At 70.2% G+C, this 20,624-nt stretch carries 21 protein-coding genes; 18 read left to right on the top strand and 3 right to left on the bottom strand.

Annotated features, from left to right (window positions below):
- Positions 1-119: 119 nt before the first annotated feature.
- Entirely contained in the window at positions 120-1,061 is a 942-nt protein-coding gene (locus RF650_RS11395; RefSeq protein ID WP_064847365.1) for a diacylglycerol kinase family protein, read from the bottom strand.
- Positions 1,062-1,187: 126 nt separating this feature from the next.
- Here RF650_RS11395 and serS point away from each other — a divergent pair, with 126 nt between their 5' ends.
- The 3 genes from serS (at position 1,188) to RF650_RS11380 (ending at position 4,179) form a co-directional block, all read left to right on the top strand.
- Positions 1,188-2,492, top strand: coding sequence for a serine--tRNA ligase (serS, locus tag RF650_RS11390; RefSeq protein ID WP_064847366.1), 1,305 nt, complete (start codon positions 1,188-1,190; stop codon positions 2,490-2,492).
- A gap of 87 nt (positions 2,493-2,579) precedes the next feature.
- Positions 2,580-3,494: an HAD family hydrolase gene (locus tag RF650_RS11385; RefSeq protein WP_131333423.1), complete on the top strand. Its 915-nt coding sequence runs from the start codon at positions 2,580-2,582 to the stop codon at positions 3,492-3,494.
- Positions 3,495-3,567: 73 nt separating this feature from the next.
- A complete protein-coding gene (locus tag RF650_RS11380; RefSeq protein ID WP_098054239.1) occupies positions 3,568-4,179 on the top strand; it encodes a hypothetical protein in 612 nt (203 codons plus the stop codon).
- A gap of 120 nt (positions 4,180-4,299) precedes the next feature.
- On the opposite strand, the gene RF650_RS11375 is transcribed toward RF650_RS11380, so the two are convergent.
- Together RF650_RS11375 and RF650_RS11370 are read right to left on the bottom strand one after the other, a co-directional pair.
- Positions 4,300-5,094 carry a hypothetical protein gene (locus tag RF650_RS11375; RefSeq protein ID WP_368814955.1) on the bottom strand — a complete coding sequence of 265 codons (795 nt, stop codon included), beginning with the start codon at positions 5,092-5,094 and terminating at the stop codon, positions 4,300-4,302.
- Between the two features lie 227 nt (positions 5,095-5,321).
- Positions 5,322-5,837 (bottom strand): inorganic diphosphatase, encoded by a 516-nt coding sequence (locus RF650_RS11370; RefSeq protein ID WP_035959224.1) that lies wholly within the window; start codon positions 5,835-5,837, stop codon positions 5,322-5,324.
- 219 nt (positions 5,838-6,056) lie between these two features.
- Between RF650_RS11370 and dacB the strand changes: the two genes are divergently transcribed.
- From dacB to panC, 15 genes are all read left to right on the top strand, one after another.
- Entirely contained in the window at positions 6,057-7,496 is a 1,440-nt protein-coding gene (gene dacB / locus RF650_RS11365; RefSeq protein ID WP_368814954.1) for a D-alanyl-D-alanine carboxypeptidase/D-alanyl-D-alanine-endopeptidase, read from the top strand.
- Positions 7,497-7,583: 87 nt separating this feature from the next.
- Positions 7,584-8,678, top strand: coding sequence for a zinc-dependent metalloprotease (locus tag RF650_RS11360; protein ID WP_085108082.1), 1,095 nt, complete (start codon positions 7,584-7,586; stop codon positions 8,676-8,678).
- Between the two features lie 53 nt (positions 8,679-8,731).
- A complete protein-coding gene (locus RF650_RS11355) occupies positions 8,732-9,193 on the top strand; it encodes a hypothetical protein (protein ID WP_064847371.1) in 462 nt (153 codons plus the stop codon).
- A gap of 37 nt (positions 9,194-9,230) precedes the next feature.
- On the top strand, positions 9,231-10,400 hold the full coding sequence (tilS, locus tag RF650_RS11350) for a tRNA lysidine(34) synthetase TilS (RefSeq protein WP_368814953.1): 1,170 nt from the start codon (positions 9,231-9,233) through the stop codon (positions 10,398-10,400).
- Positions 10,397-10,948, top strand: a complete 552-nt coding sequence (hpt, locus tag RF650_RS11345; protein ID WP_131333420.1) for a hypoxanthine phosphoribosyltransferase — start codon at positions 10,397-10,399, stop codon at positions 10,946-10,948. The genes tilS and hpt overlap by 4 nt, the downstream gene beginning before the upstream one ends.
- 230 nt (positions 10,949-11,178) lie before the next feature.
- On the top strand, positions 11,179-13,299 hold the full coding sequence (gene ftsH, locus RF650_RS11340) for an ATP-dependent zinc metalloprotease FtsH (RefSeq protein ID WP_064847374.1): 2,121 nt from the start codon (positions 11,179-11,181) through the stop codon (positions 13,297-13,299).
- The gene (gene folE / locus RF650_RS11335; RefSeq protein ID WP_131333418.1) at positions 13,299-13,955 is read left to right on the top strand and encodes a GTP cyclohydrolase I FolE; all 657 of its coding nucleotides are present in this window, start codon (positions 13,299-13,301) and stop codon (positions 13,953-13,955) included. Before ftsH ends, folE begins: the two co-directional genes overlap by 1 nt.
- Entirely contained in the window at positions 13,952-14,899 is a 948-nt protein-coding gene (gene folP, locus RF650_RS11330) for a dihydropteroate synthase (RefSeq protein ID WP_311254191.1), read from the top strand. Before folE ends, folP begins: the two co-directional genes overlap by 4 nt.
- Before the next feature lie 7 nt (positions 14,900-14,906).
- Positions 14,907-15,323 (top strand): dihydroneopterin aldolase, encoded by a 417-nt coding sequence (folB, locus tag RF650_RS11325; RefSeq protein WP_206399690.1) that lies wholly within the window; start codon positions 14,907-14,909, stop codon positions 15,321-15,323.
- On the top strand, positions 15,320-15,844 hold the full coding sequence (folK, locus tag RF650_RS11320; RefSeq protein WP_098054258.1) for a 2-amino-4-hydroxy-6-hydroxymethyldihydropteridine diphosphokinase: 525 nt from the start codon (positions 15,320-15,322) through the stop codon (positions 15,842-15,844). The genes folB and folK overlap by 4 nt, the downstream gene beginning before the upstream one ends.
- Positions 15,832-16,386 (top strand): DUF3180 domain-containing protein, encoded by a 555-nt coding sequence (locus tag RF650_RS11315; RefSeq protein WP_131333415.1) that lies wholly within the window; start codon positions 15,832-15,834, stop codon positions 16,384-16,386. Before folK ends, RF650_RS11315 begins: the two co-directional genes overlap by 13 nt.
- Positions 16,370-16,885 carry a PH domain-containing protein gene (locus RF650_RS11310; protein WP_131333414.1) on the top strand — a complete coding sequence of 172 codons (516 nt, stop codon included), beginning with the start codon at positions 16,370-16,372 and terminating at the stop codon, positions 16,883-16,885. The genes RF650_RS11315 and RF650_RS11310 overlap by 17 nt, the downstream gene beginning before the upstream one ends.
- Positions 16,885-18,720, top strand: coding sequence for a PH domain-containing protein (locus RF650_RS11305; RefSeq protein ID WP_368814952.1), 1,836 nt, complete (start codon positions 16,885-16,887; stop codon positions 18,718-18,720). The genes RF650_RS11310 and RF650_RS11305 overlap by 1 nt, the downstream gene beginning before the upstream one ends.
- Positions 18,721-18,771: 51 nt before the next feature.
- Entirely contained in the window at positions 18,772-19,764 is a 993-nt protein-coding gene (locus RF650_RS11300) for a Rossmann-like and DUF2520 domain-containing protein (protein WP_131333412.1), read from the top strand.
- Entirely contained in the window at positions 19,761-20,603 is an 843-nt protein-coding gene (gene panC, locus RF650_RS11295; RefSeq protein WP_368814951.1) for a pantoate--beta-alanine ligase, read from the top strand. Before RF650_RS11300 ends, panC begins: the two co-directional genes overlap by 4 nt.
- The last annotated feature ends 21 nt before the right edge of the window (positions 20,604-20,624 follow it).

Below are 20,624 nucleotides of genomic sequence, written 5' to 3'. Positions count from 1 at the left end.
GCGCGGCGCGTGGCGCCCGTGCGGCACATGATGCCCGCGCGGCGTCGTCGGCCCTGAGGCCCGCATGAACGAACGGCCCGGTCCCTCCGAGAGGAGGGACCGGGCCGTTCGCGTGCGGATCAGTCGGCCTGGGTCGGTGGCACGCGGACCTGCAGGGACTTGTGGTGCATGGTGGTCTCGAACGCCTTGATCCGCCCCAGGGGATCGCCGTCCACCTGGTACTCGATGGGTTCGTGGAACTCCACCCGGACCTTCTTGCCGCTGCGGTAGTCGATCACGGGCAGCTCGTGGCGGTGGCGGAACGCGACCTTGGCAACCATGCCCAGCCAGCCCACGAGCGAGCGCGGGGTCATCACCACGAGGTCCAGCACGCCGTCGTCGATCTTGGCCTCCGGCACCAGGATCAACCCGGCGGTGAGTTCGCCGCAGTTGCACACCATCACGGAGCGTACGAGCTTGGACTCCCAGGGGCCGTCGTCGATGCTGTAGCGCGCCCAGCGGGGCCGGTTGAACAGGTGCCGGAAGCCGGCTTCGCCGTAGGCGGCCCACCCCACGAGGTCCTTGAGGTCGTCCTTGGTGTCGGCCATGATCTGGGCGTCGAAACCCGCGCCGCCCATGACCAGGAAGCGGTGGTCCTCGGTGCGGTCGTCGTCCGTCTCGAGGTGCACGGCCACGGTGTCGATGGCCTTCTGGGACCCGAACAGCGCCACGTCCACGGAGTGGTGCGGGTCCGCGAGGTCCGCCTTGAGGTTGCGCGCCAGCAGGTTGCCGGTGCCCAGCGGCACGAGCCCCAGCGGGATGCCCCCGCCGGCCAGCGACTCGCCCACGGCACGGATGGTGCCGTCACCGCCCGCGGCGAGCACGACGTCCGCGCCCTCCTCGACGGCGCCGCGGGCCATGGAGAACCCGGGATCGTCCACTTCTGTCTCGTAGAAGACGGGATCCGCCCAACCACCCTTGCGGCACGCGATGATCACCGCGTCCCGTGCTGCGTCTGCCTGGGCCTTGATGGGGTTGATCACCACGGCCACTCGCTGGGGTTCCACTGTGTGCTGCGGCACCGGAGTCCCCTTCCTGGATCGTTCGAAAGGCGGCTGTCGGACGCGGCCAGTCTACTGGCGCGCGGGCCGGGCGCCGCCTCCACGTCGGATCGCGCACCCGTGCGTTTCGTTGGATACCCTGGACGGGTGATCGACATCAACGACCTGCGCGCCGACCCTGAGACCTACCGTGCTTCCCAGACCGCCCGGGGGGCGGACGCGGGACTGGTGGACCGCATCCTGGAGGCGGACTCCCGGCGGCGCGGGGCGATCACCGACTTCGAGTCCCTGCGCGCGGAGCAGAACGCGTTCGGCAAGAAGGTGGCCAAGGCCCAGGGTGAGGAGAAGCAACAGTTGCTCGCCCAGGTCAAGCAGCTCGCCGCAGACGTCAAGGCCGCCCAGGCGGAAGCAGACGCCGCCCAGCTCACCCAGCAGGAGCTCGTGGCCCAGTTCCCCAACCTGATCGTGGAGGGCATCCCATCCGGCGGCGAGGACGACTTCGTCCTGTTGCGCACCGAGGGCACCCCGCGCGACTTCGAGGCCGAGGGCTTCGAACCCCGGGACCACCTGGAGCTGGGGGAGTTGCTGGACGGGATCGACATGGAACGCGGGGCCAAGGTCTCCGGCTCGCGCTTCTACTTTCTCAAACGGGACGTCGCCCGCCTCGAGACGGCCCTGTTGCTCGCGGCCCAAGACCTCGCCCTGGACAACGGGTTCATCCCCATGTCCACGCCCAACCTGGTGCGCCCGGCCATCATGAACGGCACGGGATTCGACGTGGAGCACGACGACGAGATCTACCGCGTGGGCAAGGACGACCTCTACCTCGTGGGCACGTCCGAGGTCGCGCTCGCGGGCTACCACGCGGACGAGATCCTGGACCTCAGCGACGGGCCGCTGCGCTACGCCGGCTGGTCCTCGTGCTACCGCCGCGAGGCCGGTTCCGCGGGCAAGGACACCCGCGGGATCATCCGCGTGCACCAGTTCAACAAACTCGAGATGTTCGTCTACTGCCACCCCGAGGACGCCGCCGCCGAGCATGAGCGGTTGCTCGCGTGGGAGGAGCAGATGTTGCGGGCGTGTGGGCTGAGCTACCGCGTGATCGACACCGCGGCCGGGGACCTCGGGACCTCCGCGGCCCGCAAGTTCGACTGCGAGGCGTGGATCCCCACCCAGGGCAAGTACCGTGAGCTGACCTCCACATCCAACTGCACCACGTACCAGGCGCGCCGGCTCAACATCCGGGAACGCCTGCCTGAGACCACGGACGCCCAGGGCAGGACCAAGAAGGGCGGGACCCGCGCGGTGGCCACGCTCAACGGGACGCTCGCCACGACCCGCTGGCTCGTGGCGATCCTCGAGACTCATCAGCAACAGGACGGCTCCGTGGTCGTCCCCGAGATCTTGCGCCCGTACCTGCGCGGCCAGGAGGTCCTGCGCCCAGTCGGGTGACGCACATCGCCCGGGAACTTCACGCTCCCGTCACCGGGCGGTCCATCGCAAGACATGCATCGATGGTGATGTGACACCATGACTGTCATGACTGATATCCAGGCCGGCATCGATGACCGGCACACCGAGGAGAAGGCACAGAGTGCTGCAGCGGCGTTCGCGCCCATGAAAATGCAGACCCCCCGTTCGAGTTCCTGGACCAGGGAAGAGGGCGTCCGGTACCTCGTGGCGCTGGACGTGGACGGGACCCTCGTGGACCACGACGGCCACATGTCCCGCGGCGTGAAGGACACCCTGCGCGCCGTCGTGGGCGCCGGCCACCACGTGGTGATCGCCACGGGCCGCTCCAAAGGCGCCACGCTGCCCGTGATCCGCCAGGGCCACATCCACTCCGGGTTCGCGGTGTGCTCCAACGGGGGCGTGACCCTGCGATTGGACCCGCAGCTCGAGCAGCGCTACGAGATCACCGACCGCGTGAGCTTCGACCCCTCCAACGCGCTGCGGGCGCTGTCCAGCAAGTTGCCCACCGCCAAGTTCGCCCTCGAGGGTGTGGATGGGCAGTTCTACTCGACCGAACGCTTCCAGGACTCGTCCTTCGGGATCGAGGCCGTGGGCGTGGACCTTCAGGAGCTCTCCGAGATGCCCGCGGTGCGGCTCGTGGTCTACAGCGCCACGGACGCCCCCGGGGACTTCGCTCAGGCCATCGAGCAGGCCGGTCTGCACGGCGTCGCCTACTCCGTGGGCTGGTCCTCGTGGCTCGACGTCGCCGCGAACGGCGTCTCCAAGGCCAGCGCTTTGGAGCAGATCCGCAAGCAGCTGGACGTGGACCCCGCGCACACCGTGGCCATGGGGGACGGGCGTAACGACATCGAGATGCTGCAATGGGCCGCGCGCGGTGTGGCCATGGGTCAGGCCCCGGACGAGGTCGAGCAGGTCGCCCGCGAGGTCACCGGCAGCGTGTACGACGACGGCGCCGCGGCCATCCTGCACACGCTGCTCTGAGCGGGACGTCCGGTTCGGGAAATGCGCGGCGTCGTGGCCGGGTTGCCCGGTGCGGAACTGCGATACTGGAACCGTGTTCGTCCTGACCCTGACCCAGCGTGTGGCGGACGCGTCCCGCCCCGACCCCGCCATGGACCACGAACTGTGTCGGCGCCTGCGTGACGTGCCCGCGCGCGCCCCGTTCCAACCCATGGCGCCGGGTGACGTGCGTGGTCTGACCGAGGACGCCCACGCCGCGGTCGCGGCGGCCATGATCGCCGTGCGCGAGGACCGCTATGCGGTGGGCATCGGCGTGGGGGACGTGTTCCTCACGCGCGTGGACCACGAGGACGGCCGCGTGGCCGTGACCGCCGAGGGGCCGGGCATGAACCACGGTCACCTCGCTGCGCAACCGGGCCGTGACACCGAGCGGGCGGCCGTGCGGGTCAGCGCGGTGGACGCGACGGCCGCGGAGCAGGCCCAGGCGGTGCTCAAGCTCGTGGGCCGGATCGTGAGCGAGCGCAGCGAGGCCGAGTGGCGCGTGGTGGACCTGCTGGTCCCCGGAGCCAGAGGTCAGCAGAAGACCGTGGCCCAGCAGCTCGGGATCACACCCCAAGCGGTGTCCAAGGCCGTGGTGCGCTCCCTGTGGAACGAGGAGTGGCAGGCCCGTCCGGCGGCCGCGACGCTGTTGCGCCTGTGCGAGTGAGCCCTGGGCCAATGGGTACCCGCGCTATGGGCGTCCGAGGCGGTGCCCGGTCGGGGAACGGCGGCCGGGTCAGCGGTCGAACACGTCAATGCCCGCTCGCGTGAGCGGGTGGCTGCGGCGTCACCACCACGTGTCCACGGCATAACCCGCGCTCGCGAGGTCCGCTTCCAGGATGGGCAGGCACGGGGACGGCAGCCGCAGTGACCCGGCGATGTCCCGGGCGTCGAAGTACCCGGTGAGCCACGTGAAGGCGGGGTGGTCGGTGGCAAGCGCTTCGCAGCGCGCCATGATGTCCGCGACGTCCGCCGCGGGGGCGAAGACCCAGAAGGACTCGAGGTCCGTGAGCTGGAACAGCCCCACGCCGGTGCCTCCGGGCTCCGGGCGGGCGGGATCACCGGGCCGGTCAGAGGGGTCGCGGGGGACCGCGGGCTCCCCGGAACCCCACGCCCGCGCGGGACTGCGTACCCACCCGCCCGACGCCGCGGGGCCGAGTGCCGGAGCCAGGGGATCGAGTTCCCATCGCGGGGCGCGCACGAGCCAGTCCGGTGCGCTGGGCGGGAACAACGGTCCCCCCGGGGGATCGGGCCAGCGGTCCTGCCACGTGGCCCAACTGCCCTTGTCCACCCGGTCCCAGAAGGCGTCCGCCCCGAGGTCCACGGAGACTTCCGTGACCGTGCTACGCACGTGCATCCAGTGTTCGGGTGCCGGGTCATCGGGATCCTGATGGGATTCCGAGGTGTAGGGGCGCGGGACGATGTCCGGGTGCAGGGACGGCTCGGGCGCCGGATCGGTTCCGGCCGCCGACAGCAGCGTGCGCACATGACCCATGAGGTGCTCGGGGCCCAGGACCTGCGTGGACTCGGTGCCGTGGAAGACGTAGACGTGCCCGTGTTCACGTGCGTGCGGATCGAACACGGGTACCACCTTTCCGAAGCGCAGGGGACCAGCGGGTTCTCGCGGGCGCGTCCCGCAGGATCATCCCACCACGGCCCGCCGACAGGCATAAGCGCCCGCGGTTCCGAGGGGCGCGGGATGCGGAGTCACCGGGCGTGACCGTCACCGAGCAGGTGTGCACGGGTGAGGTCCCCGTGCTCGGTGCGCACACCGACCACGGGGACCCCGGGTGGAGGGGGGGGGCGGGCTCAGTCGTCCTGCTCGGCCTCCGCGGCGCTGTCGTAGTGGGACTGCTCGAAGCGCTGCTGGGCCTCCACGATGAGCCGCTCCGCGGCCTCCTTGCCGTCCCAGCCCTCGCCCTTGACCCACTTGTTGGGCTCCAGGTCCTTGTAGCGCTCGAAGAAGTGCTGGATCTCCTTCTGCTTGAACTCGTTGACGTCCTCGAGACCCTGGATCTCGTCGTAGCGCTTGTCCGTGGACACGCACAGGATCTTGGCGTCCCCGCCGGCCTCGTCCGTCATGTTGAACACGGCGATGGGCCGGGCCTCCACGATCACACCGGGGACCACGTCCACGTCCAGGATGACCATGGCGTCCAGCGGGTCGCCGTCCTCGCCCAGGGTGTTCTCGAAGTAGCCGTAGTGCGTGGGGTACTGCATGGAGGTGAAGAGTACGCGGTCCAGGCGGAGTCGACCGGTCTCGTGGTCGATCTCGTACTTCACGCGGGAATACCGCGGGATCTCGATGGTGACGTCAAGCTCCATGGTGAAACTCCTCGGGTCGTAGTGCTGTGTGCCGGGCGGTTCGCGCACCCGGGTACCGCGCGGGACAGCGCCGAGCCGCCGCGCGTTCGATCGGATGCTCCCACGATACCGGCCGTGGCCGCGCCGTAGGGCAGCGCCCGCCCGTAGCGGTCCGGTGTTCGGCGTACGACGGCGCTCGGTGCGTTGTCCGTGTCGGGCGGGTACGGGAGAATGAGGGCCATGCCCGCACCCCCACCGAGTACCTCCGCGCGTAGCCGCTCCTGGCCCCTCGCGTGTGCACTGCTCGCGCTCGCGGTGCTCGTCGCGGCAACATTTGCCGTGCCCGCGGTCGTCGCGGAGCTACGGCCGGCATGGCAGCACGCGCAGGACGCGGACGACGCCGCGGCGTCGTCCGATCCCGCTGTGGCCGGTCTGGCGGCAGCGTCCGGGACGGTGGATGCCGAGGGCGTGGCGGAGGCCCTGGACACGGGTCTGACCGGGGCCCCGGGAACCGTGGCAGCCGCCGTGGCGGTGGCGGGGGAGGACACCGTGGTCGCGGGGCGGTCGCCGGAGCGGCCCATGGTGCCGGCGTCGAACCAGAAGGTGCTGACCGCCCTGGCGCTGGCCGCGACCGTGGACCCGTACGAACGACTGGAGACCACCGTGGTCCGGGGGGATCAGCCGCGGAAACTCGTCCTGGTGGCCGGTGGCGACACCCTGCTCGCTCCGGGCGAGGGGCGGGCGGATGCGGTCAACGGTCATGCGGGACTGGGGACGCTCGCGGAACGCACCGCGCAGGCCCTGCGACAGGACGATCCCGATGCCGCGGCCTCCGGGCAGTGGACCGTGGAACTGGACACGGACCTGTTCGCCGGACCGGAGCTGAACCCCGCGTGGGAGGGGGAGGACATCGTCGCCGGGGAGATCACCCGTGTGGCGCCCGTGGCCCTGTATTCCCACCGGGTGCCCACCGCGGACGGCGCGGACCCGAGCTCCCGCGGCGAACGGCCCCAGGACCCCGCGGCCGCGGTCGCGCGAGAATTCGCGCGTCAGCTCGAACAGCGCCTGGGCGCCGGGGCGAGCGTCACAGTGGGAGGTGCCGCGAGTGCCCCGGAGGACGCCGTGGGGCTCGCGCGCGTGGCATCCGCGCCCGTGTCCGAACAGAGTGCCTATATGCTCGCGCACTCGGACAATTCCCTCGCCGAGAGCCTCGCGCGGGTCGCCGCGGTGGCCTCCGGACGTGAGGGCAGCGTGACGGGTGTGCAGGAGCTGATCCCGGCCGCCCTGGCCGAGCACGGGATCGACACCGAGGGCCTGCGGGCCGCGGACGCGAGCGGGATGGCGCAGCAGGACAGGGTCAGCGCCACCACACTCGCCCGCGCGGTGGACACCCTGGTCACGGATCCCCGCTACGGTCCGTACGGCCGGGGGCTGCCACTGGCGGGAGCCCAGGGAACGCTCTCGGAGCGCTTCGACGACCCGGCGGAGGCCGCGGCGCGCGGTGTCACCCGGGCCAAGACCGGGACCCTGCTGGACGTCGTGGCGCTGTCCGGGTACGTGCAACGCTCCGACGGCAGCGTGCTCGTGTACTCCCTGGTGCTCAACGGGGTCAGCGGGGACACCACCCGGGCCAAGGACACCGTGGATCGCACGGTGGCCGCGCTCGCGAGATCTGCGTGAGCCGACCACTCGCGGAACGCGTCGTGCCCCGGGAGTTTCCAGCCTCCGCCCATTCGCGTGACCGCCCGGGTGTGATTGAGTGAGCGCATGAGCCAAGAACTGACACGTCGTTCGCTCGTGGACTGGGACGCAGCCGCCCAGATCGCTGCCAAACTGACCCCGCCGGGCCCGACGCCCGGGCCGCGTGAGATGTCCCGCGCCGTGGAGTCCCTGCGCTACTTCGCACATGAATCGGTGCACCACGTCCACGCGATCACGCGTCTGGACGCCGCGGAGAACCTGCGGGACTCCACCGTGCTCGTGGTGGATCGCGCGGGCTGGGCCAAGGCCAACACGCAGACGTTCTCCGTGCTCGTCCAGCCCGTCTTCGACCGGTTGCACGCCAAGGACCCCGGCACGTTCGACGCCGCCCTGCGGGGCGTGGCGCCCACGGCCATCGCCGCGGAGATGGGGGCCCTGGTGGGTTTCCTGTCCGCCAAGGTCCTGGGGCAGTACGACCCCTACGCCGGGCTCGTCTCCGAACAGGCGGCCCGTTCCCACCCCGGGGGTCGGCTCATGTTCGTGGCACCCAACGTGTTGTGGACCGAGCACGAACTCAACGTCGCCCCCGAGGACTTCCGATTGTGGGTGTGCCTGCACGAACAGACCCACCGTGTGCAGTTCGCGGCGGCCCCGTGGCTGCGCGATCACATGCTCGAGCAGATCTCCCGCCTGGGTTCGCTGGACGCGTCCGCGTGGGATCGCCTGCGCGCCGCCGCGGCGTCGATCACGGGCCGCTCCGCCGGCCGCCCGGACGCGGGTCTGGGTCCCATGACCCATCTGCTCACGGACGCCGAACGTGACACGGTCTCCCACGTGACGGCGGTGATGTCCCTGCTCGAGGGTCACGCCAACGCCGTCATGGACGCCGTGGACTCTTCCATCGTGCCCTCCGTGAAGACCATCCGCCGCCGCTTCGACGACCGCTCCGCGACCCACGGCGCCCTGGACCGGTTCATTCGTTCCCTGCTGGGCATGGACGCCAAGATGCGCCAGTACAGCAACGGCCAGAAGTTCGTGGAGTACATCGTGGAGCGTGCGGGCATGGAGCGCTTCAACACGGTGTGGACCTCACCCGAGACCCTGCCCACCGAGGTGGAGATCCACGACCCGCAGGCCTGGATGGATCGCGTCCTGGGCTGAGTCCGGGACGTGCTCTCGGGTTTTCCCCCGGTTGTCTGTGCCAAGATGACCGTGTGAGCTCTGAAAACATCAATCAACAGATCCGGCTGTACGGTCAGCCGCTATCAGAGCGTTTTGGCGCCGTGGTGGGGGTCTACGGTATTACGCAGCGCAGGCTGGCCCAGGTCCTGGGCCTGTCCGCGCCCATGCTCTCCCAACTCATCAGCGGCAGACGCATCAAGATCGGTAACCCTGCGGTCTACGAACGCTTGGTCATGCTCGAGGACAGCGCAGGGTCCTCGGACCAGGAGGCCGTCCTGAACAGGGTGGAGGCATCCCAACCGGTGCTGTCCACGTCACAGATCCGCACGCGGATCACCACGGACACGGATGCCGTGTCCGCGCTCGCCTCGGTGGTTCCGGTGGGGGAACTGGAACGCGCCCTGGTCATGCTCGGTGACACCACCCCTGTGCTGAGCAAGGTCCTGGGGATGGCCGAGGAAACGGCGCAGCGCGCCAGGTCCGCCCAGGACTGACGGGGTGCAGCACGGACGGGCCGGTCGCCTCCATCCCGTGGTCGCCCGCGCCCGGCGTGCGGTGGCCCGCGCCGTCGACCACCTACCCCGTGAGACGTCGGCCGGGGGAGCGGACGCACGTGATCCGATGCGTCCGGACCCCTCGACGACCCCGCGGGAAACAACTACCGAGCACGCGGGGGCGGGCACTGATCCCCGCCCGCCCCTCGTGCTCGTGGCATGCAGCGGTGGCGCCGATTCCCTCGCGCTCGCCGCAGCGACTGCGCACCTCGCGCGGCGCGGCCGCCTGCGGGTGGGCGCCGTCGTGGTGGACCACGGACTTCAGGAGGGCTCGGCCGAGGTGGCCCGTGACGCGGCGCGCACCGTGCGGGAGCTCGGCCTCAAGCCCGTCGCGGTCGAGCGGGTCACGGTGGTGCGCGAGCACCACGGCCCCGAGATGGCCGCGCGCCTCGCCCGCTACGGCGCCCTCAGCGACGTCGCGCGCCGAACCGGCGCTGCCGCCGTCCTGCTCGGACACACACGGGACGACCAGGCGGAGACCGTGTTGCTGGGCCTCGCCCGGGGCTCGGGAACGCGCTCGCTGTCCGGGATGCCCGAGCGGCATCATGTCGACGACGTGCTGTACCTGCGTCCGTTCCTCAACGTCACGCGCGCCGAGACCGAGACGGTGTGCGCGGCCGAGGGGCTGTTGCCATGGCGCGATCCCACCAACGCGGACACTGCACTGACCCGCGCACGCGTGCGCCACGAGGTCCTGCCCTATCTCGAGTCCCAGCTGGGGCCGGGGGTGGCCAGGGCATTGGCCCGCACGGCGTCGGTACTCGGCGCCGATGCCGACTACCTGGACGAACAGGCGTCCCTGGCGTTCGACGCCGCCCTGGTGCCCGCGGCGTCGTCCGGCTCGTCGGTCGTGCTGGACGGTGCCGTCCTCCAGGGGACCCCGGCGGCACTGCGCCGACGCATGCTCGCGAAGGCATGTGTCCTCGCGGGCGGGGAGACGCCCACGTTCGAACGGTTGAGCGCGCTCGAGCAGTTCGCGCTCGGGTACGGGGCGGCCGGGCCGGTGCAGATGGCGGGTAAGGTGGCAGCGTGGCGGCACCGCTCGGACGCGACCCATGCGCGAGGGTGCCTCGAGCTGCGCGGTGAGCGCGGACCTCGCCCGCTGGAGACAAGTCCACCCACGAACAACCCCGGGAGTGCACAGTGAAGGCCGAACACGTCCACGACGACCTGAGCAACGTCCTGTTCACCAAGGAACAGATCGCGCAGAAGGTCCATGAACTCGCCCAGCAGATCGACCGCGACTACGACGGGCGGGACGTGCTGCTCGTGGGGGTGCTCAAGGGTGCGGTGATGGTCATGGCGGACCTCATGCGCGAGCTCGAGGGGCAGTACCCCATGGACTGGATGGCGGTGTCCTCCTACGGTTCGGGCACCAAGTCCTCGGGCGTGGTGCGCATCCTCAAGGACCTGGACACGGACCTGCACGGCAAGGACGTGCTGATCGTGGAGGACGTCATCGACTCGGGCCTCACGCTGTCCTGGCTGCGCACCAACCTGGAGTCGCGCGGACCCGCCTCGGTGGAGATCTGCACGCTGCTGCGCAAGCCCGACGCCGCCAAGACGGACATCGACGTGCGCTATGTGGGCTGGGACATCCCCAACGAGTTCGTGGTGGGGTACGGGTTGGACTTCGCGGAGCAGTACCGCAACCTGGACTGCATCGCCACGCTCGCACCGCACGTTTACGAGTGAGTCGCGCACGGACCCTCACGCCCAGCCAATGTCGGGCAGAGGCGTGTACCGTGGCCCAATCGTGTGCGCTGTGAAAGAACGGACCGCACGCACGGCGTCGCAGCGCCATTCGAAGCGATAGATTGTGCCATACACGTCACGGCCACCGTTCCCCACCCCTCCGCCCCATGGAGACAGGTGCACGAGCGGGCCGTGACGCAACGTGTCACGTCCATGGGAGGATCAACGGCTTGGCCACGGCAAAAAAACCCACGAGTTTCTTCAAGGGTCCACTCTTCTGGATCCTACTGGCCATTGTGGTCCTGGTTCCCGTGGGCGCCAGCGTGTTCAGCCCCACCTCGTCCCGCGTGGACACCAACGTGGGTCTGGAACTGCTCAGGGACCACAAGGTCGACGAGGCCAAGATCTACGACGGCGAGCAGAAGGTGGAGCTCAGCCTCAGGGACGATCTGAACCGGGACGGCCAGAACCTCGGTAAGGACGTGGAGTTCTTCTACGTCCAGCCCCGCGCGGAAGACGTCGTGCGGACCATGAACGACGCCCAGTTGAGCGGCTTCACGGACCAACCCGTGGAGAACAACTGGTTCCTGTCGCTCGTACGCTTCCTGCTCCCGTTCCTGATCATCCTGGGTATCTTCTGGTTCATCTTCGCCCGCATGCAGACCGGCGGGCAGGCCATGAAGTTCGGCCGGTCCAAGGCCAAGATGTTCAACAAGGAGAACTCCGAGGTCACGTTCGCGAATGTGGCCGGCGCGGACGAGGCCGTCCAGGAGCTCGACGAGATCAAGCAGTTCCTGGTGGAGCACGACCGCTTCACCGCCGTGGGTGCCAAGGTTCCCAAGGGTGTGCTGCTCTACGGCCCTCCGGGTACCGGCAAGACCCTGCTGGCCAAGGCCGTGGCGGGTGAGGCCGGTGTTCCGTTCTACTCAATCTCCGGTTCCGACTTCGTGGAGATGTTCGTGGGCGTGGGTGCGTCCCGCGTGCGCGACCTGTTCCAGCAGGCCAAGGAGAACGCCCCGGCCATCGTGTTCGTGGACGAGATCGACGCCGTGGGCCGCCAGCGCGGTGCCGGTATGGGCGGCGGCAACGACGAACGCGAGCAGACCCTGAACCAGTTGCTCGTGGAGATGGACGGCTTCGACGCCAACACGAACGTGATCCTGATCGCCGCGACCAACCGCCCGGACGTCCTGGACCCCGCGCTGTTGCGCCCGGGCCGTTTCGACCGCCAGATCGGCGTGGATGCCCCCGACATGAAGGGCCGCGAGCAGATCCTGCGCGTGCACTCCCAGAACAAGCCGCTCGCGAACAACGTGGACCTGGCCTCCGTGGCCAAGCGCACGCCAGGGTTCACGGGTGCGGAACTCGCGAACGTGATGAACGAGGCCGCGCTGTTGACCGCCCGCTCCCACGCGCAGCTGATCGACGACCGCGCGGTGGACGAGGCGATCGACCGCGTGATCGCCGGCCCGCAGAAGCGTTCCCGCGTGATGAAGGAACTCGAGCGCAAGGTCACCGCGTACCACGAGGGCGGCCACGCGCTCGTCGCCGCGGCACTGCGTAACACGGACCCCGTCACCAAGATCACGATCTTGCCGCGCGGCCGCGCGCTGGGCTACACCATGGTGATGCCCTCGGACGACAAGTACTCCACGACCCGCAACGAGCTGTTGGACCAGATGGCCTACGCCATGGGCGGTCGCGCGGCGGAGGAGATCGTGTTCCACGACCCCTCCACGGGTGCGTCCAACGACATCCAGAAGGCCACGGACACCGCGCGCAAGATGGTCACCCAGTACGGGATGAGCTCGCGGATCGGCTCGGTCAAGATCGGCGGGGACAACTCGGACCCGTTCGTGGGCCGCGAGATGGGCTCGGGTTCCAAGGAGTACTCGGACCACACGCTGGCCGTCGTGGACGACGAGGTGCGGGCACTGCTCGACCAGGCCCACACCGAGGCACACCAGATCCTGCTCGAGAACCGTCCCGTCCTGGACCGCCTGGCCCTGGAGCTGCTCGAAAAGGAAACCCTCAACGAGGCCCAGATCCAGGAGATCTTCCGGGACGTCACCAAGCGGGACCTGCGCCCGGTGTGGCTTTCCGGGGAGGAGCGCGAGGTCTCCGACATCCCGCCGGTGGTCACGTCCGCCGAACGGGAGGAGGCCCGCCGCAAGAACCTCCAGGACCCCAGCACCATGGCACCGCAGGACCAGGCCGTGGCCGCCAAGCCGGAACACCCGCTCGAGGTGCCCGAGCACCAGGACCCACAGCCGGGGGCCGACGCCTCCGGCGCGGGCCCGGACGGGCCGTCCGGACAGGAACCGGGCGGTGTGCGGCGGGAGAACCCCTGATGCACGGCACCCACGAGGACGATCCGCACGAGCCGGTGTCGGGGTCCTACGCGGACTACGCCGATGCCCCCCAGCTCGATCCGACGATCGACCAACCTCGGATCGCGGCCGCGGTGCGCGAGATCCTGTTGGCCGTGGGGGAGGACCCGGACCGCGATGGTCTGCGGGACACCCCGGCCCGGGTGGCACGCGCGTACGCCGAGGTCTTCGCGGGTCTGCACCAGGACCCCGCGGACCTGTTGGCCACGTCTTTCGACATCGGCCACTCCGAGATGGTGCTCGTGCGGGACATCCCGTTCTACTCCACGTGCGAGCACCACCTGGTGCCGTTCCACGGGCTCGCTCACGTGGGGTACATCCCGGGTCCGGAAGGCAAGGTCACGGGCCTGTCCAAGCTCGCGCGGCTCGTGGACCTCTACGCCAAGCGTCCCCAGGTCCAGGAGCGGCTCACCACGCAGGTTGTTGAGGCCCTGAGCGAGCACCTGCACCCGGCCGGGGCGATCGTGGTGATCGAGTGCGAGCACCTGTGCATGTCCATGCGGGGGGTTCGCAAACCCGGTGCCATGACCGTGACGTCGGCCGTGCGCGGTCAACTGCGTAACCCGGCAACCCGCGCCGAGGCCATGAACCTGATCCAGGCGGGGCACGCGCAATGAGCGCGCCGCACGACGCCGCGAGCTCGCCCGACGGCGTTCGGACCCACCATGCCGGGCTCGCTCGGCACGCGCTTGGCTGGGGTTCGTTCGACGCCCTGCCCACCGGACGCACACTCGTGATGGGCATCCTCAACGTGACCCCAGATTCGTTCAGTGACGGCGGTCGCCACGACACCGAGGCCGCGGCGGTGGCGCACGGGCTGCTGCTTGCCGAACAGGGCGCGGACATCGTGGACGTGGGCGGGGAGTCCACCCGGCCCGACTCCGAACGGGTGGATCCGCGGGAGGAACAGCGGCGCGTGCTGGCCGTGATCCGCGAACTGAGCGACCGCGGCGTCGTCGTGAGCGTGGACACCCTGCACCCGGACACGGCCGAGGCCGCCCTGGACGCCGGGGCGCACATCATCAACGACGTCTCCGGGACGAACCTGGACCCCCGCATGATCGAGCTGGCCGGGGACCGGGGCGTGCCGTACGTGCTCATGCATTCGCGCGGGACCCCCCAGACCATGACGTCCCTCGCGGACTACGACGACACCGTGACCGAGGTGCTCGCCGAGCTCGAGCAGCTGCGGGAGCGCTGCCTCGCCGCGGGGATCCGCCCGGAGCACCTGATTGTGGACCCGGGGCTCGGCTTCGCCAAGGTGGGGGAGCAGAACTGGGAACTGCTGCGCGCCCTGCCCCGGCTGACCGGTCTCGGCAAGGTCCTGATCGCCGCGTCCCGTAAACGCTTCGTGGGCGCCCTGCTGGCCACGCAGGACGGGCCGCGTCCCGTGGATGAGCGGGACACGGCCACGGCAGCCATCAGCGCACTGTCCGCGTTCGGGGGAGCCTGGGCCGTGCGCGTTCACGACGTCCCGACCACGGTGGACGCGGTGGCCGCGGCTCACGCGTGGCGCGGCGTCACCCCGCCCGTACTGCACCCCCGGGATATGGGAAACTGAGCCCGCCATGAACACACCCACCCCTGACAAGAACCATCGCGATCGGATCACCCTCACCGGGCTGGGCGCGGTGGGCTACCACGGCGTGTTCGAGAAGGAACGCCGCAGCGGCCAGCCGTTCTTCGTGGACCTCGTGCTCTACATGGACCTGCGACCGGCCGGGACCAGCGACGACCTCACCCGCACCGTGCACTACGGGGAAGTCGCAGAAATGGTGCGGGAGATCATCATCGGGACCCGGTTCCAGTTGATCGAGGCACTCGCGGAGGAGATCGCGCGGGCGCTCGTGGAGAATTTCCCCGCGGTGGCCGAGCTCGAGGTCACGGTCCACAAACCCAAGGCGCCGATCGACGTGACGTTCTCGGACGTGGCCGTGAGCATCCACCGCCGCCGAGGACACTACGAGGCGAGCGCGGACGGATGACGGCCCGGTGTGTTGTGGCCCTGGGGGCGAACCTGGGGGAGCGGTTGACGGTGCTGCGGCAGGCCGTGCGGACGCTGGACGCGACACCCGGGATCAGTGTCACGGCGAGCTCACCGGTCGTGGAGACCCGCGCGGTGGGTGGACCGCAGGACTCCCCGGACTACCTCAACGCGGTCGTGGAACTGCGTACCCGGCTCACGCCGTTCGAGGTGCTCGCGGTGTGCCAGAGCATCGAGGCCGAGCACGGTCGCACGCGTGACGTGCGCTGGGGGCCGCGCACCCTGGACCTGGATGTCGTGTGGTTCGAGGACGTCCACAGCGACGATCCGCGTTTGCAGTTGCCGCACCCGCGGGCCCACGAACGCGCGTTCGTGCTCGAACCGTGGGCCCTCATGGATCCGCGGGCCCACCTCGACGGCCGACCCGTCCGCGAGCTGGCCCGTGAGGCCTCGGACTTCGCGGATCTGACCGTGACCGAGCACCGCGTGCGACCGGAGGTGGGGTCCCCGTGCGATACCTGAACGTGTTGTCCCTCGTGGCGGCCGCCGCGGTCGCGGCGGCCGTGGGGTGGAGCCTCAATCACGTGGTGAGCGGGCAACACCAGAGCCTGCTCATCCTGCCGTGGCTCAGTCTGCTCGCCGAACTCGCGGCCGCGCTCGTGGTGGGGTACCTGGGGCTGCGGTTGCGCGCCTACCGGGACCCCGAACGCGGTGCCGGGCGACGTCGCGACCCGGCTCGGCGCAAACCGTACGATCCCGTGTGGGCCGTGGGTACGGCAGCGGCGGCGCAGGCAATCGCGTACTACGGAGCGCTGACCGCCGGGTGGCACGCCGGGATCGGCGTGGACCAGCTCACCCTGCTCGGGGTGCGTTCCACGCAGGAACCGTTGTGGCTGTGCATCGCCCAAGGCGTGGCGGGGATCGTGCTGGCGGTCGTGGGCTGGATCGTGGAGAAATCGTGTCGGCTCCCACCCGATGACCCCGACGCGGAGGAGGAAACCCCCTACGGTGGACGGCGGGACCCGTACGCCCCAGGAGAGGGAGGATATGCCCGCCACCGATGAACTGTCACCTCCGGGACTGACCTGGCACCAGGTGGCGCCCCAGTACGTTTCCGTACGCCTGATCAGCTCCGCCATCTCCACCATCGTGTGGACCGCGATCTTCTCGATCCCCTTGATCCTGGGTCTGCTCGGGACCTGGGGCGACCGCCCGCAGTGGTGGATGTGGATGCTGTCCGGGATCGTGCTCGGGCTGGGTCTCGTGAACCTGTCCCTGATCCCGCGCCGGGTCCGGGCCATCGGCTACGCGGAGGCACCCACCGAACTGTGGCTGCGCAAGGGCCTGTTCTTCCGCAGCGTGACCGTGGTGCCGTACGGGCGGATGCAGTACGTGGACATCAAGACCGGGCCGGTGCTCAACGCGTTCGGGCTGGCCACGCTCACGCTCCACACCGCGTCCGCGGCCACGGACGCCGTGCTGCCCGGGTTACCCCGCGCGGAGGCGGGCCGGTTGCGTGAGCAGCTCACGGAGCGCGGGGAAGAGCACATGGTGGGGTTGTGATGAGCCCGGACCCGTCCCACCGCTACGCGCAGCCGGGGTCGCCGGCAGACCCGGGCTCCGGTCCGCTCCCCGGGCCCGCCCAGCGCACTGGCACGGGTCCACGCCCCGGGGCGGACGCCGACGGCGCGTGGCACCGGGTGCACCCGCTCACGCCTTTCGTGCGCAGCTGGCTACTCGTGGTGGCCCTCGCGTGGGGCTTCGGCAACGTGTTCCTGGATGACCTCGTCACGGCGGTGCTCAACGGGGACCCCATCGAGATGGACGTGGGCGGGGCGGTGCAGCTCGCGGGCGCGGGTCTTGCGATCGCGATCCTGTGCGGTGTGCTCGGCCTGCTCATCGGTCTGGGTCTACTTTCGTGGTGGTTCATCCGCTACCAGATCACGGACGAACACGTGCGCCTGCGCACGGGGTGGCTGTTTCGCACGCACCGCCAGGCCCGCCTGGACCGGGTCCAGGGCATCGACATCGAGCGCAAGTTCGTCCCCCGGATCCTGGGTCTCGCGTCCTTGAAGTTCGACGTCGCAGACGGCGGGTCCAGCGTCCTCGAGCTGTCCTACCTTCGCCGCGACCACGCCCGCCAGCTGCGGCAACAACTGCTCGTGGCCGCGCACCACGCGTCGGACGCGCCGATCCCGCACCCCGCCCCGGACGCCCACGAGGCGTCGGCTGCTCATGACGGCCAAGCAACGGGGGAGGCGGCTGCCGACCGGTACCGGGATCCGCAGGTCACCCGCCCCGGGCGCGTGGCGCCGTGGGACCGTTCGGCGGCGAGCGCCGTCGTCCCCACCGTGGACTCCGGCGCGACCGACCGCTACCCCGCGTACCCGGGGGACCCCGCGGCCGGTACGGGCGAGCGCGGCAGGCGCGACACCGTGGACGTGCGGGCCGCCCGGAAGTACGGCCTGTTGGGCGAACAGGACGAGTTGCGGCGCGTGTTCACGGTGCCCACGAGCCGGGTGCTGCTGAGCCTCGTATGTTCCCCGCCTGCCGTGATCCTGCTGCTCATGGCGGTGGCGGCGGTGATCGCCGCGTTCTGGAACGCCCAGGTGATGCGGGTCATGATCCCCAGTTTCGTCCCCCTGCTGCTCGGCGTGGTCTCTACGGTGTACTCGCGGCTCGAGAAGAGCTGGGGGTTCACGCTCAGCGTGGTCCCCTCCGGGGTGCGCACCCGATCCGGGTTGTTCAATGAGCGCTCCTCCACGATTCCCACGGGGAGGGTGCAGGCCCTGGAGGTCGGTAAACCCCTGATGTGGCGCGGTTTCGACGGCCACCACGTCCGGGTGATCACCGCGGGTAAAGGCGGCTCCGAGGGCAGCGAGGGGCTCGGTTCCACGGTGTTGCCCGTGGGCACACTCGAGAACGTGCACGAGATCCTCGACCTCGTGCTGCCGCTCGAACACGCGCCCACCGAGCTGGTGGACCAGGGACTCACGGGGATCGGCGACTCGGAGGACTTCACCACGAGCCCCCGGAGGGCCCGCTGGTTGGATCCGCTCACGTGGCGTCGCACGGGCTTCGCCTTGAACACGTCCGCGCTCGTGCTGCGGTGGGGCAGACTCGCACGGCACGCGAGCGTGATCCCGCACCACAAGACGCAGTCCGTGGCCGTGACCCAGGGTCCCGTGGACCGGCGGTTGCGGCTGAGTGGTTTCGCGGTGCACGTGACCCCCGGGTCGGTGACCACGTCCGTGCACCACCTGGACACCGCACAGGTCCGCGAGCTGCAGGCACGCCACACGGACCTTGCCCGCGCGGCGCGCGACCGCGTCAACGGTCGGGGCCGCGAACAGCACGCCACTGCGCTGGCAGGCACGCCCGACCCGCGGGGGAGCTGAGGCGCGTGCGCTACTCTGTGCGTGCCGTCGTCCCCGTCGAGGAGAATTTCCGTGAGACAACCCAGTGACCGCCCGGGCCGGTTGGGCGTGGGCGTGATCAGTGCCGGCAAGGTGGGCGCGGTGCTGGGCGCCGCGCTGCGGGCTGCGGGACACGCCGTCGTGGGTGTGCACGCGTCCTCCGAACAGAGCCGGGAGCGCGCGGGCGCCCTGTTGCCGGACGTACCCGTGTTGGACGTCCCCATGATCGTGGAACGCAGTGAACTCGTGCTGCTCGCGGTCCCGGACGACCAACTACCAGGCCTGGTGAGCGGGCTCGGTGCCACGGGCGCGTGGCAACCCGGTCAGCTCGTGGTGCACACCGCGGGGCGCTACGGCACGGATGTGCTCGAACCCGTGCGCCGCGCCGGGGGGATTGGCCTGGCCGTGCACCCCGCCATGACTTTCACGGGGCTCAGTCTGGACCTGCACCGGCTCGCGGACTGCAGCTTCGGCGTCACCGCCGCGGCACCCGTCCTGCCCATCGCGCAAGCCCTCGTGGTGGAGATGGGCGCCGAGCCCGTGGTGATCGCGGAAGCGGATCGCCCCCTGTACCACGCGGCGCTCGCCCACGGTTCCAATCACGTGATGACCCTGCTCGGGGAGTCCATGCAAGTGCTCGGGCAGATCGGGGTCACCCACCCGGAACGCGTCCTGGGCCCCCTCGCGCGAGCCACGGTGGACAACGCCCTGGCCTCCGGGGAGGATGCCCTGACCGGTCCCGTGGCCCGCGGGGACGTCGCCACGGTGGCCGCCCACGTCGCCGCCCTACGGGAGCTGTCCCAAGATGGGGTCTCCGCCGCCGACGCCGCCCGCTCGCCCGAGCGCGTCACGGCACCCGACGCCTCCGTGCGGGGAGCGCGCCAGGCGGACGCCGGGGAACAGTTGTTGGCGGGGTACCGCGCACTGGCGCGGCAGACCGCGGCCCGCGCGGCGTCGTCGGGCCGGATCGACGAGACGACCTATCGCGCGGTGCTTGCCGCGCTCGACGGAGAGGAATACCCGTGACGGGACCCGTGGTGTGCACCACCGTGGCGCAGTTGCGCGAGGAGATCGGGGCGCGCGTGACCCGCGGCGCCCGCACTGTGGGGTTGTTCCCCACCATGGGTGCCCTGCACGACGGGCACGCGCGGATCGCGCAGCGCACGCGTGCGGAGAACGACCTCGCGGTGGTGTCCGTGTTCGTCAACCCGCTGCAGTTCGGTCCCGGCGAGGACTTCGAGAGCTACCCGCGGGACCTGTACGGGGACGTTGCGCGGCTCGCCGAGGTGGGTGTGGACCTCGTCTTCGCGCCGTCGGTCGAGCAGATGTACCCGGACGGGACGCCCGTGGTGTCCGTGACCTCCGGGCGAGCAGGGTCGATCCTGGAGGGGGCCACGCGCCCCGGGCACTTCGACGGCGCCCTGACCGTGGTCAACAAGCTGTTCACGATCGCGGCACCGGGCCCCGCCGCGGAACTGCGGGCCTATTTCGGGGAGAAGGACGCGCAGCAACTGCTGCTCATGCAGCGGATGGTGCGTGATTTCGATCACCCGGTGGAGATCCGTGCGGTGCCCATCGTGCGCTCGGAGCAGGGGCTCGCCCTGTCCTCGCGCAACCAGTACCTCTCCGCCGAGCAGGCGGGCCACGCGCTCGTGCTGCATCGGACGTTGCGCGCGCTCGCGGCAGGGGAGCTCACGCTCGAGCGGGCGCGCAGCGCCATCGACGCCGAGCCGGAGGTGCGCCTGGACTACTTCGTGACCGTGGACCCGGGAGATCTTTCCCTCGTGGAACCCGGCCCCGGGACCCTCGCGCTCGTGGCGGCGTGGGTGGGCCCCACCCGCCTGATCGACAACATGCGAATCTGAGCGCGGGCGGTATCCTGGTCC

The sequence above is a fragment of the Kocuria sp. CPCC 205297 genome (assembly GCF_040981035.1).
GTDB lineage: Bacteria > Actinomycetota > Actinomycetes > Actinomycetales > Micrococcaceae > Kocuria > Kocuria marina.
The sequence above is the reverse complement of the archived record's forward strand: the minus strand, read 5'-3'. Positions and strand labels throughout refer to the sequence as shown.

Excerpts from the sequence above, each read along its gene's own strand:
- RF650_RS11305 (WP_368814952.1), top strand. The coding sequence starts at position 16,885 with ATGAGCCCGGACCCGTCCCACCGCTACGCGCAGCCGGGGTCGCCGGCA.
- RF650_RS11385 (WP_131333423.1), top strand. The coding sequence starts at position 2,580 with ATGACTGATATCCAGGCCGGCATCGATGACCGGCACACCGAGGAGAAG.
- RF650_RS11310 (WP_131333414.1), top strand. The coding sequence starts at position 16,370 with ATGCCCGCCACCGATGAACTGTCACCTCCGGGACTGACCTGGCACCAG.
- RF650_RS11360 (WP_085108082.1), top strand. The coding sequence starts at position 7,584 with ATGAGCCAAGAACTGACACGTCGTTCGCTCGTGGACTGGGACGCAGCC.
- dacB (WP_368814954.1), top strand. The coding sequence starts at position 6,057 with ATGCCCGCACCCCCACCGAGTACCTCCGCGCGTAGCCGCTCCTGGCCC.
- folE (WP_131333418.1), top strand. The coding sequence starts at position 13,299 with ATGCACGGCACCCACGAGGACGATCCGCACGAGCCGGTGTCGGGGTCC.
- folP (WP_311254191.1), top strand. The coding sequence starts at position 13,952 with ATGAGCGCGCCGCACGACGCCGCGAGCTCGCCCGACGGCGTTCGGACC.
- folK (WP_098054258.1), top strand. The coding sequence starts at position 15,320 with ATGACGGCCCGGTGTGTTGTGGCCCTGGGGGCGAACCTGGGGGAGCGG.
- RF650_RS11370 (WP_035959224.1), bottom strand. The coding sequence starts at position 5,837 with ATGGAGCTTGACGTCACCATCGAGATCCCGCGGTATTCCCGCGTGAAG.
- folB (WP_206399690.1), top strand. The coding sequence starts at position 14,907 with ATGAACACACCCACCCCTGACAAGAACCATCGCGATCGGATCACCCTC.